Origin of the sequence: Pseudoalteromonas sp. C12FD-1, from assembly GCF_037414265.1 — a bacterium.
Lineage (GTDB): Bacteria > Pseudomonadota > Gammaproteobacteria > Enterobacterales > Alteromonadaceae > Pseudoalteromonas.
On record NZ_JBBEVD010000034.1, the window covers coordinates 114,912 to 135,059 of the forward strand.

General features: G+C 42.7%; 16 protein-coding genes. All 16 read left to right on the forward strand.

Going from position 1 to position 20,148, the window contains the following annotated elements; genetic code table 11:
- The 16 genes from WDB87_RS01760 to tldD all read left to right on the forward strand — a co-directional run bounded on the left by WDB87_RS01760 (position 1) and on the right by tldD (position 20,119).
- Positions 1–585: an agglutinin biogenesis protein MshB gene (locus WDB87_RS01760; RefSeq protein ID WP_337848833.1), complete on the forward strand. Its 585-nt coding sequence runs from the start codon at positions 1–3 to the stop codon at positions 583–585.
- A 19-nt stretch (positions 586–604) separates the two neighbouring features.
- Positions 605–1,165 carry a prepilin-type N-terminal cleavage/methylation domain-containing protein gene (locus WDB87_RS01765; RefSeq protein ID WP_337848834.1) on the forward strand — a complete coding sequence of 187 codons (561 nt, stop codon included), beginning with the start codon at positions 605–607 and terminating at the stop codon, positions 1,163–1,165.
- A 9-nt stretch (positions 1,166–1,174) separates the two neighbouring features.
- Positions 1,175–1,666, forward strand: a complete 492-nt coding sequence (locus WDB87_RS01770; protein WP_337848835.1) for a prepilin-type N-terminal cleavage/methylation domain-containing protein — start codon at positions 1,175–1,177, stop codon at positions 1,664–1,666.
- Positions 1,653–2,195: a type II secretion system protein gene (locus tag WDB87_RS01775; RefSeq protein WP_337848836.1), complete on the forward strand. Its 543-nt coding sequence runs from the start codon at positions 1,653–1,655 to the stop codon at positions 2,193–2,195. Before WDB87_RS01770 ends, WDB87_RS01775 begins: the two co-directional genes overlap by 14 nt.
- On the forward strand, positions 2,195–3,034 hold the full coding sequence (locus WDB87_RS01780) for a type II secretion system protein (RefSeq protein ID WP_337848837.1): 840 nt from the start codon (positions 2,195–2,197) through the stop codon (positions 3,032–3,034). The genes WDB87_RS01775 and WDB87_RS01780 overlap by 1 nt, the downstream gene beginning before the upstream one ends.
- Positions 3,024–3,509 carry an agglutinin biogenesis protein MshP gene (locus WDB87_RS01785; protein WP_286245981.1) on the forward strand — a complete coding sequence of 162 codons (486 nt, stop codon included), beginning with the start codon at positions 3,024–3,026 and terminating at the stop codon, positions 3,507–3,509. Before WDB87_RS01780 ends, WDB87_RS01785 begins: the two co-directional genes overlap by 11 nt.
- Positions 3,506–7,249, forward strand: a complete 3,744-nt coding sequence (locus WDB87_RS01790) for an H-type lectin domain-containing protein (protein WP_337848838.1) — start codon at positions 3,506–3,508, stop codon at positions 7,247–7,249. The genes WDB87_RS01785 and WDB87_RS01790 overlap by 4 nt, the downstream gene beginning before the upstream one ends.
- Positions 7,250–7,425: 176 nt before the next feature.
- On the forward strand, positions 7,426–9,465 hold the full coding sequence (locus WDB87_RS01795; RefSeq protein WP_286245983.1) for an SUMF1/EgtB/PvdO family nonheme iron enzyme: 2,040 nt from the start codon (positions 7,426–7,428) through the stop codon (positions 9,463–9,465).
- Between the two features lie 136 nt (positions 9,466–9,601).
- Positions 9,602–10,645, forward strand: a complete 1,044-nt coding sequence (locus WDB87_RS01800) for a rod shape-determining protein (protein ID WP_002958401.1) — start codon at positions 9,602–9,604, stop codon at positions 10,643–10,645.
- Positions 10,645–11,487 carry a rod shape-determining protein MreC gene (mreC, locus tag WDB87_RS01805; protein ID WP_024032490.1) on the forward strand — a complete coding sequence of 281 codons (843 nt, stop codon included), beginning with the start codon at positions 10,645–10,647 and terminating at the stop codon, positions 11,485–11,487. Before WDB87_RS01800 ends, mreC begins: the two co-directional genes overlap by 1 nt.
- Positions 11,480–11,959, forward strand: a complete 480-nt coding sequence (gene mreD, locus WDB87_RS01810) for a rod shape-determining protein MreD (RefSeq protein ID WP_004585757.1) — start codon at positions 11,480–11,482, stop codon at positions 11,957–11,959. The genes mreC and mreD overlap by 8 nt, the downstream gene beginning before the upstream one ends.
- A complete protein-coding gene (locus WDB87_RS01815) occupies positions 11,959–12,528 on the forward strand; it encodes a Maf family protein (protein ID WP_337848839.1) in 570 nt (189 codons plus the stop codon). Before mreD ends, WDB87_RS01815 begins: the two co-directional genes overlap by 1 nt.
- Position 12,529: 1 nt before the next feature.
- Positions 12,530–14,002, forward strand: coding sequence for a ribonuclease G (gene rng, locus WDB87_RS01820; protein WP_286245985.1), 1,473 nt, complete (start codon positions 12,530–12,532; stop codon positions 14,000–14,002).
- A complete protein-coding gene (locus tag WDB87_RS01825) occupies positions 14,002–17,859 on the forward strand; it encodes a YhdP family protein (RefSeq protein ID WP_337848840.1) in 3,858 nt (1,285 codons plus the stop codon). The genes rng and WDB87_RS01825 overlap by 1 nt, the downstream gene beginning before the upstream one ends.
- Complete coding sequence (locus WDB87_RS01830) at positions 17,856–18,683, forward strand: carbon-nitrogen hydrolase family protein (protein ID WP_337848841.1); 828 nt, start codon at positions 17,856–17,858, stop codon at positions 18,681–18,683. Before WDB87_RS01825 ends, WDB87_RS01830 begins: the two co-directional genes overlap by 4 nt.
- The gene (tldD, locus tag WDB87_RS01835; protein WP_337848842.1) at positions 18,680–20,119 is read left to right on the forward strand and encodes a metalloprotease TldD; all 1,440 of its coding nucleotides are present in this window, start codon (positions 18,680–18,682) and stop codon (positions 20,117–20,119) included. The genes WDB87_RS01830 and tldD overlap by 4 nt, the downstream gene beginning before the upstream one ends.
- The last annotated feature ends 29 nt before the right edge of the window (positions 20,120–20,148 follow it).

The following is a 20,148-nucleotide window of genomic DNA, read 5'->3' on the forward strand; positions in this document are numbered from 1 at the left end:
GTGACTAACTGCCGTGCTCGCGTAACAGGTTTTTCACTATTTGAGCTTGTTTTAGTAGTTGTTTTACTGGCAGTTATTATGACTTTTGCTATACCTCAATACATAGGGGTTAAAAACCAGGCACACAATGCCAGTGTGGATGTGGTGGCTGGTGGGTTTGCTTCTGCGGTAGCGATGGTCAGAGGCCAGTGGGAATTATCGGGGCGTCCAAAGGGCGTTAATAATACAACACATATTAATTACGGAGGTGTCATTGTTGGTGTCGATGGGAATAGGGGCACACCAACGGGTGATAAAACGACTAATACTGATACGCGGGCCAGCGCAATGACTGCACTGCAATGCCAAAAAGTATTAAATGTAATTTTACAAGATGCGCCTACAAGCACATTAAGTACCGAGGTTTCTATAATAACCAAGGTGAGTTATTTAGTGCGTTATAACACTAAAAACAACCAGTGTATTTATTATTTAACCCATAATTTAAACACTAACAACCTACCTACCGATGGCGCTGTTATAGCAAAAAACGTGGGATTTTCGTACTTTCCAACTACGGGCAAAGTGCATATTTTTAAAAACTAAGTAATAAAGAGGCTTACTTATGAAAATGCAGTCATTAAAACAACCAATGAATAAGCAAGCAGGTTTTACGCTTGTTGAGCTAATAATCGTAATCGTTATTTTAGGTATTTTAGCGGTGACCGCCGCCCCTCGTTTTTTAAACCTGCAAGGGGATGCTAATGCTTCCACTCTTGAAGGCTTGCAAGGTTCAATTCGAAGCGGTATGAACATTGTTAATGGTAAGTCTATTATCGCAAGCGACCATAAAAAAGCGACTGCAACGGTGACTGTTGACACTGGCGATGCAGTGGCTACTGTTTATGGCTACCCTGCGGCGACAGAAGCAGCCTTTGAGGCTTTTTTAGATGTCGACTTTGCGGATGGGAACGCTGATGCAGATGGCACTGCTGACACTGTTGACTCAAAAGACTTTAATATAGATGCAACCACCACAGCGGGTACCGCTGTTATTTATCCAAATAGTTATGTAGCTGGTGATAACTGTCGTATTGAATATACACAAGCTGCAGATGCAAACAGCGGCACGCCGCCTGTATCTGTAACGCCTCCTACTGTTACGCTTATCACGAGTGGGTGTTAATTTATATAAATGAATAGCAGTAGTAATCGACGTTTGCGTGGCTTCACCCTTGTTGAACTAATTATTACCTTAGTTATTTTGGGCATATTGTCGGTAACGGCTGTGCCCAAGTTTCTGGGTAGTTCAACAGAGCAAGCATACTCATACAGAGATAGGGTGTTAACTGCCCTGCGCACCGTACAATTACGCGCGATGCAAAATACTGCAATAAGTAGCTGCCATAAACTATATATTTCACCCACTTTGGTTGCGGGGCCAGAGCCAGAAACCTGCACTGGCGGCCCAAGTACCAATAATAGCGAGCATTTAGTCGTCGCCATAAATACCGAGCGTAGCGATGTGCGATTTAATGCCATAGATAGCACTGGTAATGTGTTTACGCAAATTAACTTTGATCCACTTGGGCGAGCAGATCAAAATTGCGCAGTACAATGCAAAATTGACCTTGGCCTAGCCGCGGTGTGCATTAGCGGTGAAGGGCTTATTTATGCCTGCCAATAAAAAACAATTAGGCTTTACTTTAATAGAGCTGATTGTTGGTATTGTCATGTTTTCTATTGCGCTAAGTATTATTACTGCACTTATAGCACCACAAGCAAAGCAAAGCGCAGAGCCTATTATCGCACTGAGAGCGTCAGAGCTTGGGCAAGCCTTAATGAACGAAATTTTAGCAAAATCATTTGATGAACATAGCGAACGTTCGCCTCCATTTAGGCGCTGCTCCGAGACAAGCTTAGGTGCTCAGCCTTGTAGTACTAGTTCTGAGCTAGGTGCGGATAGCGGTGAAGCACGGACTAATTTTAATGATGTTGATGATTATATTGCGCTCACCGGGCAGCCTATTAGTGATAGTTTAGGGAATACATTAGCGCAATACAGCGATTTTTCACTGGCTGTGGAGGTGCAATACGATAGCGACCTAAACGAGGCAACCAATAACGATGGCGTAGCCTTTAAACGAATTACCATTGAAGTAACCTCACCCTTGGGGCAAGTGTACGGCTTTAGTGCATATAAAGGTAATTACTAATGAATAGAGCAAAACAAAAACAGGGTTTTACCTTAGTTGAGCTGTTACTTGTTATGGTTATTATTGGCATTTTAGCTGTGGCGTCATTTTCATTCATTAGCGCCGGGTTTAATATTTACAGCCAAGGCGTAAAACGCCAAGAAGCCGTGGCGCAAAGCCGTTTTATTTTAACACGGTTAAGTAAAGAGCTCCGCCACGCAACACCTAATTCGCTGCGCTTAAGTTGCGATAACGCCAGCAGTGGAGCATGCAGCACACAGCAATGTTTAGAATTTACGCCGTTTTTATCAGCCACTCATTATACTGATTATTTACCCACTAGTGCACCTTTTGATGTCACAGCCGTGAATTTTGAGCTTAATAACTTAACAGAGCCACAAATTAACAACTGGGCGAGTGTCTATCCATTAAATAGCAGCGATATATACGATGAAAGTCAAAACAAGCGTTTACAAGTCAGTGGCTACAGCGCTGTTACAAGTGAGCTTGATACATGGCAATTTAGCAAAGCATTTGCACAAGAGTCACCGAGTAAGCGTCTTTATTTATTAGATCAGCCCGTTAGTTTTTGTGTAGAAGGAAATTCACTGTATCGCTACAGTAGCTACGGCTTTACTACAAATCAATTAAACGCCGCCAGCTTACAGGTAAGCTCGGGAGTAAAACGCGATTTAATGAGTAATTATATTTCCAACAACTTAACGAGCAGAGCCTTTTTTACATTGAGTGGGATTTCGCTTCAGCGCAGTGCGGTTATCAATGTGTTTGCCCAAATGGGGTTTAACGACACTGAGCAATTAAGTATTAGCCATGAGGTGCATGTACCTAATGTTCCTTAATATAAAAAACATCACTTTAGCTAAAAAACAGCAGGGTAATTTGCTCATAATTACATTGGTGATCATAGTTACTCTGCTGGCACTGGGGCTGGCGCTTTCTAAAGTGTTATCAGGGGCGGCGCAGCAAAATACCATTGAGTATTACGGCGCGCGGGCATACATGGCAGCGCAAAGCGGATTAGAAACCGGGTTAAGCGAAATTTTTGCACTAAATAGCACAGCGCAAACATGCAGTGCAGTGACGCCTAATAGAGTGTTTGATACCACCTATCTAGCCAATTGCGAGGTTGAACTAAGTTGTAGTGAATACATAGCCTTACCCGACAGTAGCAGCCGTTCTGGCACTGTTAATATTTACTATTTACAAAGTGCTGCAACATGCGCTGCCAATGATTGTGCTGCAGGTTCGGCATGTCAAAAAGAGTATTGGCAAACCCAGCGTACCTTAAGTGTGGAGGCTAAAACATTACCATGAGCAAATATATCCTCTGTATTTTATGTTCAATAAGTTTGCTGTTAAGCGCAAATGCCGTGGCTGTACCGCCTAAAATTGAAGGGCGATTTATAGAGCTACAAGACACGTACACCTCGCCCATATGGACAAAAATAAATTTTCAACAGCAATACATAACGCCTCCTGCGGTATTTATGCTGTCAACTAATCAAGGCGGTAACCCTGCTATAGTGAGAATACGCAATGTAACTACAACTGGGTTTGAAGCGCTGCCCCTAGAACCATCAGGAGAAGATGGCGAGCATATAACCATGGGGGCGCACTATTTAGCGGTCGAGTATGGCGTGCATCAGTTTCCTGATGGCACCATTATGGAAGTAGGTAATACCGACTTACGCCTTGAGCTACAATACGGTGATAAATCGGGATTTGCACCCATCACGCCTAAAGGTTACAAAACACTGACCTTTGATAAGCCATTTACTGTTAGGCCTAACTTTTTCCATTCGTTACAAACGCTTAATAGTTTAGATAGTAACCCGCCATCCCAAGCGCTTGTGCCCTTTTTAACTATTGCCGTACAAAGTGGTTCTTTATCAACAAGCGGGGTAAACATAGCATTAGAAGCCTCGGAAACCGCATTAGGTGTTATACAGAACGAAACGGTTGCTTATATGGCCGTAGAACCTGGCAGCAATCGCACCTTTACCGATGACAATGGAGTAGAAGTGTCGTGGGAGACCTTTTTTACAGGGTTTGAAGTTGATGGTTGGAATGATGGATGTAACTACTTTAATTTTAACAATAACTTTAGCGAAGCGCCGCTGGTGGTGGCAAGTAAAAACTCCCGACTTGAAGAAGACGGTGGATGGTTGCGTAGCTGTAATTTAAGAGCGGACCGTTTAGGGTTGGTCGTTGATGAAGACCGCGACGGCGATAGAGAACGTAACCACGTAAAAGAAGAAGCCTCTATATTGGCCATGACCAGTACGTTTGTATTTAATGGCGATATTTTAGATTGCGATACTTTATTTCCAGGCGCCATTTCTACCTACAATGATGGACAAGTGCAGCTTGTTCAAGGTGTGGAAATAACGGATAGCAATGCACAATTTATCACCACCACTAATTTAATATCAACCGCACTTACTAACCCGCCTTTGTGTAATGGCCAAGGCTGTGTAGCAACAGGGTATAACTCCCTTGAGCCAAATCAAGCTGCGCAAGTACCTACGGTCACAAACGACGGAAGCTCTACCGGTGAAGTACCTGTATCGTTAGCTGGCGATTATTTTTATGACGAACTAGCACTGAACTTATTAGAAGATGAGTACAAGGTAACAGCGCCCACCCGTATCTTTTTAAAAGATACCTCATCGTTAATTTCTAGTGCATTTTTGAACATAGGTAAAACGAATATTGTAGTTGAGGAAGGGGCGTATTTAGCTATATACGTCGATGGTGATGTTGCCATTGCGGCCGATGCAAATATTGCTGCGTATATTGTCGCAACAGGGGAGGTAAGAATTGCCCAAAATGTTACTTACCAAGGCTCAATAACCGCTGCAACACAAGTAATAACAGAGGGCAGCTCTACGTTTGATGCGCTAACAGTGCCTCAGAGTATTCCAGGGTTTTGCGGTATTTTTACGCCGGTGCTGCTTGATCACTACCGCATATCAATGAGTGACAATCAAGGCTTAACCTGCCAAGCAAAAGAAATGACGTTAACCGCCTGTGCAAACGATGCATGTGATTTACTGTATGATGAACCCTCAGCACTTGATCTTTCTCCAGATAACAATGGCCAACAAAGCTGGGTGAGCGGCGAAAATATTACCTTTACAGGCTCTACTTCCGTAGCGCTTGCAAAGCGCACCACTGGAACGGTAACACTTGGCTATAATACCGCCGACCCATCAGCACCGCTGCGTTGTTATATAGGTGGCAATAACGTAGGGCTTGGCGGGTGTAAAGTGGTTTTTTCTGATGCAGGGTTTATTTTTAATAACGACACAGCCAATACTACGAGTATCCCCACTCAGTTATCTGGTAAACCCTCTAGCGAGGGTTTTAATGCCGCCGAGCTATCCATTCAAGCGGTTAAAACAAATACTACAACAGGCGTATGCGAAGCCGCATTCCCTGCCGGTGGTCAAGTCGATCTAGATTTAGCGTATAGCTGTAGTGCTGGCGCTACGTGTTCAGAGCCAATACAACTGAGTAATAATGCGAATATTTATAACGTGCAGCAAGCATATCAAACCTTTTCGCTTACCTTCGATCAAGACTCAACAGCGCCTATTGCTATTAACTACCCCGATGCCGCTAAATTAAGTTTAAATGCACGGGCAACAATTGTATTAGACCCAATAACTAATTTATCAGTAAGCTTAACCGGTAGCTCTAACGAATATGTCGTTAAGCCCTTTGGACTAGCAATGCAAGTTGCAAGTGACGGCTATGCCCAAACAGCAAACGATAGTTTATTTAGATTAACGGGTGAGTCATTCGATTTAAAAATGAATGCAGTACAGTGGCAAGCAGGGCAAGACAATAACAACGATGGCATACCAGATAACTACAGCGCTATTCATAGCAACCCCATTGCAAAACACTTCATTAGTGAGTCTCCCTTAGTAACACATAGTTTAGTATTACCCAGCTCTGGTAATGAGGGGCAAATTGAAGCGCTAAATACTAATGCGTTTACTGATACAGGAAGCTTGAGTGAATCCATATCGCAGTACGCTTATGACCAAGTAGGTATTATAAACGTATTTGCGGGTTTACAAGATGGCGATTATTTTGGAGTGGGCGATGTAAAAGGGCAGCTAAACAACGTAGGGCGATTTGCTCCATCGCACTATCAAGTGTTGGGTGTTCAAGCTGCTGCGCAATGTACTCAGTTAGGCAGTAATTTAACGTATTTAGATCAGCCCTTTGAGCTTAGCTTTACCGTACAGGCGCTCAATCATAACAACCAGCTAATGGCTAATTACAAGCAAGGTTTTGAAAAAGCTCAAGTACAAATAAATGCCGAAAACAATCAAGCTGGTAATTATGTACCAGCAACAACACTAACCAGCAGGTTAGCTAATATAAGCAGCAATAGTTGGAACACGCTTGCCGATGGGCAATGGCAAATGAGTGACAGCACGGCCATGTTAACGCGTTTAGCTACTAATAACCCCGACGGTCCATTTACTATGGTTAACCTTATGACAACCGTCACTGATATAGAAGGTGCAACATTAAACGATGCAAATGATGAACCGAACACGCAAGCAAACTGCAACAGTACTGGGTGCAATAGCGTTCGTTTGAATGATGTGCCAATAGACTTTCGGTTTGGACGCCTAGTGTTAGGTAACAATGCAGGTTCAGATTTAGACCCATTGCGTGTGCCTATGCAGGCTCAGTATTTTAATGGAACAGGCTTTGTATTAAATACCGAAGATAACTGCAGCGTATTTGAGCACCCACAGTTATCCCAAATATCGCCATCAACGCCAATATTAAGCTATGAATATAGCGCAGGAGGTGCAGGTACATTAGAGGCTGGCAGCTATCCAGCAAACAATGCAATTTATGCTACGCCAAATGGTAGTGGTACATTTACATTAGAATACGAAACCGAAAACTGGTTAAAGTGGGATTGGCTAGGCGATAATTCGCAGCTTAACCCCCACGCTATTTTGCAATTTGGTCGCTTTAGAGGAAATGATCGGGTTATTTACTGGCGTGAGACAAGAGAATAGTTGTAAACTAAGATAATAATTGAACAAAGCTTGTGTTTTGTGCTTCAAGTACATAGCATAAGGCATTGGGTGTATTGATTTTTGATGGTTGAAAAATGTTCAGCTTTCAAAAGTGAGTACACTCTAATAAACAATAATAACGACCAAATAATTGCCGCTTTTTGGGACTGGAATATATGCGAATTGCTCCTTTATCTCTGTTAATTTCCGCTAGTTTGTTAGCTAGTAGTGCATTTGCACAAGACACAGCAACAGTAACCGGAATTGAATCAGAGATCAGTATTAAACAAACAGAATACGATAACTCGACACAAATACTTGAAAAACACTTAAAAGAAGAAAGTCAGTTACAAAACCAACTTGAACTACTTCGTTCTCGCTCTACAGAGCTAGATAAAGAGAAAAACCAAGCACTTGATGCGATGAACGAAATGTATCGCCGCTTAATTGACGATCCTACGCTTGATATTAGCGCTGCTCAATCGCGCTATCAAAAAGCTGTGGTTGATCATAAGCAAAATAAAGACGACATCTCAATGCAGTTGGCGGCAATTGCATCTCATCGTAAAGATATAGAGCAAATTCGTGTTGCAAAACATACGCTTTTAAACACCTTAGAAAGCTTAAAAGAGCAATTAACTACAGCCCGAGTTGAGCGTTTACGTAATGAGTTTACCCGCGAAGGTACACTTGAAGTAAACCACACAATTAACTGTAAGCGTACCGAAACACTTGCAGCCTGTGAGCAACGCGGCCAGCAAATGGGTTTACAAAAAGCAACCAAGCGCTTTGTTGATCAAATATTTGCTAATTTAACAGAAGAGCGAATTGTTGAACCAAAACGCAACATGGCAGGCGCGCAAGTACAAATTTTAAGTAGCCATGTAGTAAACAGCGCATTTAGCGGCCAAGGTAATTACAACGTTAACTTAAGCGTAACCATGCGTGGCGAAGTAAACAGCAGCCGCTTGTGTAATTTATTAAGCGTAGATAACCGCTATTGTTCTGAATATGGCTCACCACTGGCAACAGCATATCAGCCAGGTTACGGCGCAACCTACTCAGATAGTCAGTTAACATTCAGCAACGCCGCGGATAATACCGACACTGTGTCTGTATCGCGAATGAATAAACAGCCAGTGCGCGATTATTCGGTTAAAACTACACCTACAAAAAAAAACTATCCATCAATTATAAATAAAGAACAAAGTCAGCAAGTTGAGCTAACTTTACGTTCAAATGTTTACGATGATGAAGTGTTTATTGATGGGGTGAGCTTTGGTTCTACGCGTTTAGTAACGCGTTTACCGCGCGGTGTGCACAACGTAGAAATACGTAAATTAGGTTATAAGCCTTACAAAGTAAGAGTTGATTTAACTAAAGCACAGACTATTCATGCTAATTTAGTAAAAAAGTCTGAGTCGATTGCTGCACCGGCTTACACTCGCGAGCAACCAAAACCTGTAAGTAATGCAGTAAGCACTAATCGCTCTGCCAATGTACAAAATAATGTTGTAGTTGTGCCCGCTGGTAAATTTAAGATGGGCGATATTAACGGCAACGGTTTAGCAAACGAACGTCCAGTTATTGAAAAAGTGATAGCCAGTTCATTTGCTATGCAAACTAAAGAGGTTACCGTAGGTGCCTACGAAGCATTTGTAGCAAGCACTGGATATAAAACACAAGCAGAGCAAAGCAAAGGCTGTGCTTATTATTTAAATGGCGAACCCGTATGGGAAGCTAATTTAAACTGGCGTAACCCAGGTTTTGAGCAAAGTAGTGATTTTCCTGCAGTGTGTTTAACATTTAACGACGCGAAAGCGTACGCCGAATGGCTCTCTGGCGAAACTGGCCAGCAGTACCGTTTACCTAATGAAGTTGAATGGGAATACGCCGCTCGTGCAGGTACAGAAACAGAATACCCTTGGGGTAACGAAATAGGTAAAAATTTAGCTAACTGTGGTTGGTGTGGTAGCGAATGGTCAAACAAACGTGCAGCACCGGTGGGTTCTTTTTCTCCTAACGCATTTGGATTATACGACACCGTAGGCAATGTGTGGGAATGGACTGCTAAAGAGTCAGGCGAATCTGATGTTGCAGTAAGAGGTGGGGCGTGGAACTTTGCACCTAGCCTTGCACGTGCTTCAACACGATTAATTTTAGCGCCAGATTTTAGATCTAACTACATTGGCTTTCGCTTAGTCCGCGAACGATAGCATTTAACCAAGGAAGCCTAGCTTCCTTTTTTCACAAATTAACAAAGGTAGTTGCGCTTTATATTGCTCATCTAATTAGGCATGTTAAAGTGAGTGCAGCTAACATAAGAACGTATTTCAAAGGTCATCCAGCCTCATGTTTAAAAAACTCCGTGGTATTTTTTCAAACGATCTATCGATCGACTTGGGTACAGCCAATACCCTTATCTATGTAAAAGAAGAAGGGATTGTACTTAACGAACCTTCAGTTGTAGCTATTCGTCAAGAACGCGCTGGTGGACCTAAAAGTGTTGCTTCTGTGGGTACAGAAGCAAAACAAATGCTAGGGCGTACACCAGGTAATATTAAAGCGATTCGCCCAATGAAAGACGGCGTAATAGCCGACTTTTATGTAACCGAAAAAATGTTACAGCACTTTATAAAACAAGTGCACAACAATAACTTTATGCGCCCAAGCCCGCGTGTACTTATTTGTGTACCGTGTGGTGCAACCCAAGTGGAAAAGCGTGCAATCCGCGAATCAGCAATGGGTGCCGGCGCGCGTGAAGTGTACCTAATTGAAGAGCCAATGGCCGCGGCAATTGGTGCTGGGCTACCAGTATCAGAAGCAACCGGTTCTATGGTTGTTGATATTGGTGGTGGTACTACTGAAGTGGCTATTATTTCACTAAACGGTGTTGTTTACTCATCATCTGTGCGCATTGGTGGCGATAAATTTGATGAAGCCATTATTAATTATGTGCGCCGTAACTTTGGTAGCTTAATAGGTGAAGCAACGGCCGAAAATATTAAGCATCAAATTGGCTCTGCATTTAAAACAGATGAGCCAATTGAGATTGAAGTACGCGGTCGAAATTTAGCTGAAGGTGTTCCTCGCTCATTTACTCTAAACTCGCACGAAATCTTAGAAGCACTCCAAGAGCCGCTAATGGGCATTGTAAGTGCTGTAATGGTTGCGCTTGAGCAGTCACCACCTGAGCTTGCATCAGACATTTCAGCTCACGGTATGGTATTAACTGGCGGTGGTGCACTATTAAAAGATTTAGATCGTTTATTAATGGAAGAAACAGGCATTCCTGTGGTTGTTGCCGACGATCCACTTACGTGTGTAGCACGTGGCGGCGGTAAAGCACTTGAAATGATTGATGTTCATGGTGGTGACGTTTTTAGTTACGATTAATGAAATTACTGTTTGGACAAACCATCTCTTTGCAACTGCGACTTTTTGTCGCAGTGCTTTTGAGCATAGTGCTCATTGCGGGCGATAAGTTTACACAAGGCGGCACGGTTGTGCGTACAAGCCTTAACACACTTGTCAGCCCATTAATTTACGTTGCCAATCTACCTTACGAAATTTTTAGCTTAGGTGCTAAAAGCCTACACACTCGCGATCAGCTGCTGAGCGAAAACGAAGCACTGAAAAAAAAGCAAATGCTACAAAGCGAGCAATTGCAGCAATATCAATTTTTAGCCCGCGAAAACCAAAAGCTACGCGCGTTACTTGGCTCATCGGCTAAGCAATCTAATCGTAAAAAAATAGCTCAGGTGCTTTCTGTACATTCAAACCCTTATAGTCATCAAGTGGTTATTAACCGTGGTACCACCGATGGCCTAAGCGAAGGCCAAGCCGTAATTGATGAAATGGGGGTTGTTGGACAGTTAACAAAAGTGGGCTCTACCACATCGCGCGTATTACTTATGACCGACACAACCCATGCCACGCCGGTACGTATACTACGAAACGACGTGCGCACCGTCGTTGAAGGCATAGGTAAAATTAATGTTGTTAAGCTTTCGCATGTACCTCATAGCCTTGATGTTCGCATTGGTGATGTACTTGTGACCTCGGGGCTTGGCGGTACGTTTCCTGAAGGTTATCCGGTGGCCGTTGTCACCGAAATAAACCGCGATGAAGGACGCCCATTTGCCCAAGTATTTGCAGAGCCTATTGCACAGCTAGACCGTATTCGTTTGTTGGTTATTTTATGGCGCAATCAACAGGAGCAAATCAGCGATGATTAATCGTTATTCATTGTTAATTGCCCTAAGCATCTTTTTTGCTTTAATTATGGCATTAATGCCACTGCCGTTTTCCTTTGAGCCCTTCAGACCTGATTGGGTGTTACTGGTATTAATGTACTGGTCTTTGGCAGTGCCACATAGATTAAATATTGGTACTGCGTGGGTTGTTGGCCTACTCATGGACTTAGCCTTAGGCTCGCCACTAGGAGTAAACTCACTCACGTATTCTATTTGTATATTTGTAACTGCAAGTAACTTTCAAAAAATACGAAACTTTTCGCTTTGGCAGCAAAGCTTATTAGTAGGCTTATTTTTAACCTTGTATCATTTAATGCAATTTTGGTTAAATCACTTTCTATTAGGTGTTTATTTTAATCCACAATACCTGTGGCCAGTGGCGACCGGTATGGTTAGCTGGTTTTGGGTATTTTTACTTCTTCGTAAATACCGTAGACATTTTAGGATCAGGTAATGACAACCGCAGTATATTTGGCATCAGCTTCTCCGCGACGTAAAGAGTTGTTGAGTCAGCTAGGCATTGAGTTTGAACAATTTAGTGTAGATGCAGACGAAACCCCACTTGCAAACGAGCAGCCTCATGCGTTGGTTGAGCGCTTAGCCCGCTTAAAAGCGCAAACAGGTGTAGCGCTTGGTTACACAGACCGCCCTGTGCTTGGTAGCGACACTGTGGTTGTTATTGATAACGAAGCGCTGGGTAAGCCACGCGATAAAAACGATTTCATTACAACACTTAAACGTTTATCGGGTAATACACATCAAGTGCTTACTGCTGTTGCTTTTGCTACACAAACAGATGTTCTAAGCTGTGTAGTGAGTACCGATGTGACCTTTAAAACCCTTAGCGATGAAGAAATAGCAGCCTATTGGGAATCTGGTGAGCCACAAGATAAAGCCGGCGGTTATGGCATTCAAGGCTTAGGTGGTCGCTTTGTTACACACATTGCAGGTAGCTATTTTGCTGTTGTAGGCTTACCTTTATACGAGACCGACCAATTATTACAAGCATTCTTAAGAAGGTAACATGAGTACAGAATTACTAATAAATGTCACGCCAAGTGAAAGCCGTGTTGCCCTAATCGAAAACGGTGTATTACAAGAAATTCAACTAGAGCGAATTGGTAACCTAGGTATTGTCGGTAATATTTACTTAGGAAAGATAAGCCGTGTGCTACCAGGCATGCAAGCTGCTTTTGTTGATATAGGCCTAGAAAAAGCCGCTTTTTTACATGCCTCAGACATAGTCAATAGCGCCTCAATAGTTGAGGGCGTAGACGACGAGCCAATCAAAAAAGTACAAGATATACGTGAACTAGTACGCCAAGGCCAATACATTATGGTGCAAGTGGTTAAAGATCCGCTGGGCACTAAAGGTGCCAGGCTTACCACCGATATCACTATTCCTTCGCGCTATTTAGTGTTTATGCCAGATGCTACTCATGTAGGTGTTAGTCAGCGTATAGAAACCGAAGAAGAGCGTGCGCGGCTTAAAAAAATAGTGGCAGAATACGGCGACGAAAACGGTAGTTTTATTGTCCGTACAGCGGCAGAAGGTGCCAGTGAAGCGGAGCTAAGACACGATGCTGAATTTTTACGAAAGCTATGGCAAAAAATTGTATCACGTCGTAAAAAAACCAATAAAGCCAGTATATTACATGAAGATTTAACGCTTGCATTTAGAACTCTGCGTGACTACGTAGGTGAAGATATGGAGCGTATTAGGGTTGACTCTAAGCTAACCTATCAAGAACTAAAACTGTTTACTGAAGAGTTTGTACCTTTGCTTTCGCAAGCACTTGAGTACTATCCTGGCGAGCGTCCTATTTTTGATTTATTTGACGTTGAAACCGAAATTCAAAAAGCGCTACATCGTAAAGTCACACTTAAGTCAGGCGGTTATTTGATCATAGATCAAACCGAAGCGATGACCACAGTTGATGTGAATACCGGCGCGTTTGTAGGGCATCGTAATTTAGAAGAAACCATTTTTAATACCAATGTGGAAGCCACATCAGCCATTGCTAGGCAGCTACGTCTGCGTAACTTAGGTGGTATTATTATTATCGATTTTATCGATATGATCAGCGAAGATCATAAACGCAGAGTATTACATTCATTAGAATCGGCGTTATCTAAAGACCGTGCAAAAGCCAACATAAACGGCTTAAGCGCATTAGGCTTAGTAGAAATGACCCGAAAGCGCACCCGCGAAAGCCTAGAGCATATTTTATGTGATGTGTGTCCTGCTTGCTCTGGGCGTGGCTCACAAAAAACAGTTGAAACCGTATGCTACGAAATACTGCGCGAAATAGTGCGTGTTAACCGTGCTTACGATGCTGATAAATTTATGGTTTATGCAGCGCCTGCGGTAAGTGAAGCCTTACTCAACGATGAGTACCATAACCTAGCCGAACTTGAACTATTCATTGGTAAACAGGTCAATATCCAAACAGAGAGCCTATATAGCCAAGAGCAGTTTGATGTGGTAATGATGTAATGAAAACGAAAGCGGTCTGTTTTTTTTGTTTTAGAAAGTTATGGCAAACCTGCGCCATAATTTTAGTATTACTGGCCGTAATTGTTTCTATTTTAAAGTACACCTTACCTTATGCAAACGACTACAAAGGCGATATAGAAACCTACCTGCACGATAAATTTGCCATTAGTCTTTCTATTGGCGCAATCTCTGCCAGTTGGCATGGTGCCGGCCCTGCCTTAGTATTAGAAGATCTCTCCTTTAAGGATAACGAAACTGCGCCCATATCGCTCACTATTGCCAAAACAAGCCTAGAACTTAACCTATGGGAGAGCATTAAAGCCTTTCAGTTAAAGTCTAATTACTTTGTTATTAATGGTTTTCATACCAGTGTAAATATTCAAAATTTATTTAATAACACCAATAACGATGATGTATCGTTTGAACAAAAAGAGTTAATTGAAGAACTGTTTTTAGGAGATACAGGCCACTTTGCTATTGAAAATTCGAGTATTAATTTTATTTTAGAAGATGGTAAAGAGCGTAAGCTATTACTCGAAAACATTGTATGGCAAAACCAAGATGAACAACACTTAGGAAGCGGCAGCCTCGCTTTGCCAGGTATTAGTGTGGGTAGCTTTGACGCACGTATCGCGCTTAGTGGCAAAACCATAGAGCAAATTGCGGGTGATATTTACGTACAAGCAAATAGCGTAGATGTGTCTAATTGGTTAGCGCAATATATTAATACTGAAAAACAACAGCTTTACACAGATATAAATTTAAAGTCTTGGCTTAAGCTCGAAAATGGTTTTATCAGCGATGTAAAAATGCAGTGGTTACCTAGCTTTGTGCACTGGCAGCACAACCAGCAAGCTAAGCAAGTAAGCTTAAGCGAAGGGGGATTTCATTTATTTCCTGAGGCAAACACTTGGCATCTAAAAAGCACAGGCCTAACATTTAGTAATAACGACACAACCTGGCCCAGCCTAGAATTTGAAGCAAACTTAGGCAAATATAATAAAGTGTGGCTGCAGCAGGTTGATCTATCTTTACTGGGTAACTTGGCGTCATTAACTAATTTTGAAGCATTACAGCCACTTTTAAACCGCAAACCAAGTGGTTTTATTGATCAAGCCTACCTAGAACTTAATCCAGATGAGCAATGGCAGTTATGGTTTTCTGCTAATAATATTGGCTGGCAAGAAGTGTCAGGTATTCCTGCAGCGCAAGCGCTACGGGTCTCGGGGCTAATAAATCAGCAGCGCGGGCGAGTGCAGCTATTTGGTGAAAACGGCACTTTAATAACCGGCGACAGCTTCAGTAAAAATATTGATTACAACCAAATTAATATCGATCTGGATTTAGCAAAAACAGATAATTACTGGAATGTAAGCAGTAATAATATTTGGTTTGATAATAACGAAGTTACCTTAGCGGCTGAACTAAATGTAAGCCTTAGCGACGATCCTCGCTTAGATCTATACGCAGAAGCTTATGCCGAGGATGCCACAGTAGCTGGGCACTACTTTCCTTTAAAGGCAATGAGCCCTCAACTTGTAAGCTACTTAAACGGCGCAATACAGGGTGGGGAAGTGGCTAAAGCGCAAGTATTATTTGCAGGCCCACTTTCAGGTTTTCCTTTCACAGATGGCAGCGGCCAATTTGATGTACTCGCGCAAATAGATAATGCAACATACGAGTTTGACCCCAATTGGCCGGCTGTAACTAACGCTAATGTACAGCTACATTTTGCTAACGAGCGAGTGGATATTTATAGTCAGCAAGGCCAGCTAGTTAATTTAGAAGTAGGTGATAGCGTGCAAGTCAGTATTGCCGATTTAATGCATGCTGATGAACTCATTGTACAAATAGACAAACGCGCGCAAATGGAAAAACTGCATGACTTTTTTGCCGCCACGCCGATTGCAAACCCCTTGGCTAATATTTTTGAAGTGGTGCAGGGTAAAGGCCAAGCAGATGCAAGTGTCACACTTTTAATTGGCTCTAAATTTAAAGGTGGAGCCAGTGTAAGCGGTAAAGTAAAACTAAACGATTTACCTGTTTATATTGCGGCTCCAGGTATTACGCTTGAAAAACTAAGCGGCGAGCTCAGTTTTGAAAACGATACAATTATCATGCAAAACGCCAGTGCTACTTGGTTGGGAATGCCGCTTAGTATTGACTACCGTAGTCAAAGCGATGCACAGCAGTACACAGCTAATATTGATATAACAGCGCTTTTAAATGCAGATACACTAACAACCCAAGCGCAAGGCGTGCTGAAAGGCTACCTGAGTGGGCAAAGTGAAGTTGATATAGGCCTTTCCCTTAACTTTACCGAGCAAGGCTTTAATTATCGCGCTCAGGTTAGCTCAGAACTACGTGGCTTAACCAGCACATTACCTGCGCCTTATGGCAAAACAAGTGAACAGGTTTGGCCGTTAACGGGCATTGTACAAGGCGATGATATTTCAAACCTTATTACAGCTAATGCTAATCAGCAGCTTTATTTTAATGCGATTTTAGAAAACGGCCAGCCGCAATTTAGCAATATGCATATTGTACTTGGCGAACAAGATTTAGGGCTAAACCAAAAAGATTTAAGCGTTAATATCAACCTTGAACAAACACAACTCGAAGCATGGTTTGAATTAATCGACCAAATTATTAAAGCCGCTAAAGCTAAACCTGAGCAGCAATCGCCCGGTATTATGCCGCCATTAAATGAAGTGGTTGCGCATATTGACAAGGTTAATGCCAGCGACATTATTTTTAGCGATTTTGAAATGCGCTTAGCGCCCCAGCAAAACGATTTATATTTAAAGCTTAATGCCAAAGAACTGCGTGCAGGGGTGTTTATTCCCAGCTCTCAGCCAAGCCAGCCGATACGTATAAATAGCGATTACTTAAGACTTAACTTTGCACCTAAAGCACAAGAGGAACTTGAGGTCACCGATGTACTGCCAGAGCAAAACCTAGCGTGGCTTAACACAGTACCTGCCATTGAGTTTGAATGTGCAGATTGTAAAGTGGCCAGCTATCAGCTTGATAAAGTGAGCGCTTCGCTTGTTGGTGAGGGCGACAAGCTCACTATTTCTGAGCTTGTAGTTGATAAGGGCGATCATATTTTACGTACCAAAGGGCAATGGCAAGGTGGCTTTACGCAATTTAATGGTGAGCTTAAAAGTGACGATATAGGCGCGCTATTTGATGAATTTGATATCACCACCGCAATAAAAGATTCAAAAGCTGATATTAACTACAACCTGGCTTGGCAAGGCGCCCCGTATGACTTTGATATACCGAGTTTAGGCGGTGAAGTTAAGTGGGATTTAGGTGAAGGCCACATTGCTGAAATAAGTGATGGTGGGGCACGTGTATTTTCGTTACTTAGCCTTGACTCGTTAGTGCGTAAATTAAAACTCGATTTTAGAGATGTATTTTCAAAAGGTTTTTTTTATAACAGCTTAAAAGGCTCTATGCAGCTAGATAAAGGCATAGCCTACACGAAAAATACCAAAATGGATGGCGTGCCAGCCGATTTAACGATTAACGGCTATGCTAATTTAAACACCCTTGAAATAGATTACGATTTAGCTGTGGCACCACAAGTAACATCTAGTATTCCAGTTATTGTGGCTTGGATGGTTAATCCTGTTACGGGGCTTGCTGCACTCGCGCTTGATAAAGTTATTCACTCAGCAAGGGTGATCTCTGAAATTAACTTTAAAGTAACTGGAAAAATGAATGACCCTGTTGTGCAAGAGCTTGACCGTAAAAGTAAAGAAGTGACCTTACCGCAAGCTGCGCAAAATCAGCCGCAAGCAGCTAGTACACTCACACTTAAAGATGCCGCGGTAACTGCAACACAATGAGTACGCTAAATGCCAATATTATTGCTTTGCAAATGTGCTCAGGGACCAACCCCGACGAAAACATGGCAACCCTTGCCAATGCGTTAAATAAATTACCCGCAGCCAGGCCACTGCTTGTGTGTCTACCCGAGGCGTTTTTAGTATTTAGTAAAAGTGGCCATGATACGCTAAAGGTTGCTAAACGTATTACACACTACAGGCAGCAATTAAGTGCCTTGTGTAAAAAGCATAATATTTGGTTAAATGCGGGCACTATCCCCGAGCCACACAAAAATAATAAATACTTTGCGGCCTCGCACTTATTTAATAATCAAGGTGAATGCGTAGCCACGTATAATAAAATGCATTTATTTGATGTTGAAGTGGCGGATAAAACCGCCAGCTATCGAGAATCAGACTTTACTCAAGCAGGCGAAGATGTAGTGGTGGTTGCTACACCGTTTGGTAAAATTGGCTTAACAGTATGTTATGATTTGCGCTTTAGTGGATTATTTAGCGCACTTGCGCGCCAAGGGACTGAAATAATTTTAGTACCCAGTGCATTTACAGTCCCTACCGGGCAAGCACATTGGCAACCCTTATTAAGAGCACGTGCAATAGAAACGCAATGTTACGTTATTGCAGCGGCTCAGTATGGAACGCATCAAAATGGCCGCCAAACATACGGCCACAGTATTATTATTTCACCGTGGGGCGAGCAAATAGCAACGCTTGAAAGTGGGGTAGGGTTTATAAGCGGTTACGCCGAGCTAAACCAGTTAAATAAAATTAGAAGAGATATGCCCGTGCAATCTCATCAACGATTTAGAGAGCATTTATTATGAATTCGGTTGAACAGCATTTATTACACGACAGCCAGCTAAATCGAGAAGAACTCGAAAAAACGCTTGGGTATATTCATCAGCACAAAGTGGATTACGCCGATTTATACTTTCAATCAAGCCATCATGAGTCATGGGTGCTTGAAGATGGCTTAGTAAAAGAAGGCTCTTACAATGTTGAGCGCGGAGTCGGTGTACGTGCAGTGAGTGGTGAAAAAACAGGTTTTTCTTACTCTGATGCCATTAACCTTGAAGCGTTAAACAAAGCCGCAACGGCCGCTCGTAGCATTGCCGATGCAGGCGAAGATAAAACCATTAAAGTATTTAGCGATGTGAAAGCAAAAGAGCAATTTGCCCCGCATCAGCCAATATCAAGCATGAGCGACAGCGATAAAGTGAGTTTATTGCGTGAGCTTGAAAACTACATTCGCGAACTCGCACCTGATGCGCAGCAAGTGATTAGTTCAATGTCGGCGGTATACGAAGAAGTATTAATTGCTGCCAGCGATGGCACGTTTGCTACCGATATACGCCCACTTATTCGTTTAAACTGCTCCGTTTTACTTGAAAAAAATGGCCGCCGTGAACGCGGTGGCGCAGGGGGCGGCGCACGTTTAGATTATGGTTATTTCAAAGAGCTAGTTGAAGGCAAGCCGCGCTGGATGGGCTTTGCCGAAGAAGCAGTACGCCAAGCTAAAGTAAACCTAGAGGCAATTGATGCGCCGGCTGGCACAATGGAAGTTGTACTTGGTAATGGCTGGCCAGGTGTGTTGTTACACGAAGCGGTAGGGCATGGCCTTGAGGGCGACTTTAACCGTAAAGGAGCGTCGGCATTTAGTGGTAAAGTAGGGCAAAAAGTAGCATCTGAGCTGTGTACTGTAGTTGATGATGGCACTATGGCTGATCGCCGTGGCTCACTGAACGTTGACGATGAAGGCACACCTGCAGCTTATAACGTACTTATCGAAAACGGTATATTAAAAGGCTACATGCAAGATAAGCTCAATGCGCGTTTAATGGGCGTAAACCCAACCGGTAATTCACGTCGTGAGTCGTATGCGCATTTACCTATGCCACGTATGACTAACACCTATATGTTAGGTGGCGAGCACAGCCAAGCCGATATTATCAGCTCAGTTAAAAAAGGGATATTTGCACCAAACTTTGGCGGCGGCCAAGTCGATATTACTTCAGGTAAGTTTGTATTTAGCGCATCAGAGGCGTATTTAATTGAAAACGGTAAAATTACCCAGCCAATTAAAGGCGCAACGTTAATTGGCAACGGCCCAGAGGTTATGCAGCACATTTCTATGGTAGGTAACGACCTTGCGCTTGATAAAGGCGTAGGTGTTTGTGGTAAAGATGGGCAAAGCGTGCCGGTAGGCGTAGGTCAGCCAAGCCTTAAAATAGACCAACTTACAGTAGGTGGTACCGCTTAATAAACTACACGGCCTAGTAACCAATGCGA

What these genes read in the sequence shown, in the direction of transcription:
- WDB87_RS01765 (WP_337848834.1), top strand. Translation starts at nt 605, where the DNA reads ATGAAAATGCAGTCATTAAAACAACCAATGAATAAGCAAGCAGGTTTT.
- WDB87_RS01770 (WP_337848835.1), top strand. Translation starts at nt 1,175, where the DNA reads ATGAATAGCAGTAGTAATCGACGTTTGCGTGGCTTCACCCTTGTTGAA.
- WDB87_RS01775 (WP_337848836.1), top strand. Translation starts at nt 1,653, where the DNA reads ATGCCTGCCAATAAAAAACAATTAGGCTTTACTTTAATAGAGCTGATT.
- WDB87_RS01780 (WP_337848837.1), top strand. Translation starts at nt 2,195, where the DNA reads ATGAATAGAGCAAAACAAAAACAGGGTTTTACCTTAGTTGAGCTGTTA.
- WDB87_RS01785 (WP_286245981.1), top strand. Translation starts at nt 3,024, where the DNA reads ATGTTCCTTAATATAAAAAACATCACTTTAGCTAAAAAACAGCAGGGT.
- WDB87_RS01790 (WP_337848838.1), top strand. Translation starts at nt 3,506, where the DNA reads ATGAGCAAATATATCCTCTGTATTTTATGTTCAATAAGTTTGCTGTTA.
- WDB87_RS01795 (WP_286245983.1), top strand. Translation starts at nt 7,426, where the DNA reads ATGCGAATTGCTCCTTTATCTCTGTTAATTTCCGCTAGTTTGTTAGCT.
- WDB87_RS01800 (WP_002958401.1), top strand. Translation starts at nt 9,602, where the DNA reads ATGTTTAAAAAACTCCGTGGTATTTTTTCAAACGATCTATCGATCGAC.
- mreC (WP_024032490.1), top strand. Translation starts at nt 10,645, where the DNA reads ATGAAATTACTGTTTGGACAAACCATCTCTTTGCAACTGCGACTTTTT.
- mreD (WP_004585757.1), top strand. Translation starts at nt 11,480, where the DNA reads ATGATTAATCGTTATTCATTGTTAATTGCCCTAAGCATCTTTTTTGCT.
- WDB87_RS01815 (WP_337848839.1), top strand. Translation starts at nt 11,959, where the DNA reads ATGACAACCGCAGTATATTTGGCATCAGCTTCTCCGCGACGTAAAGAG.
- rng (WP_286245985.1), top strand. Translation starts at nt 12,530, where the DNA reads ATGAGTACAGAATTACTAATAAATGTCACGCCAAGTGAAAGCCGTGTT.
- WDB87_RS01825 (WP_337848840.1), top strand. Translation starts at nt 14,002, where the DNA reads ATGAAAACGAAAGCGGTCTGTTTTTTTTGTTTTAGAAAGTTATGGCAA.
- WDB87_RS01830 (WP_337848841.1), top strand. Translation starts at nt 17,856, where the DNA reads ATGAGTACGCTAAATGCCAATATTATTGCTTTGCAAATGTGCTCAGGG.
- tldD (WP_337848842.1), top strand. Translation starts at nt 18,680, where the DNA reads ATGAATTCGGTTGAACAGCATTTATTACACGACAGCCAGCTAAATCGA.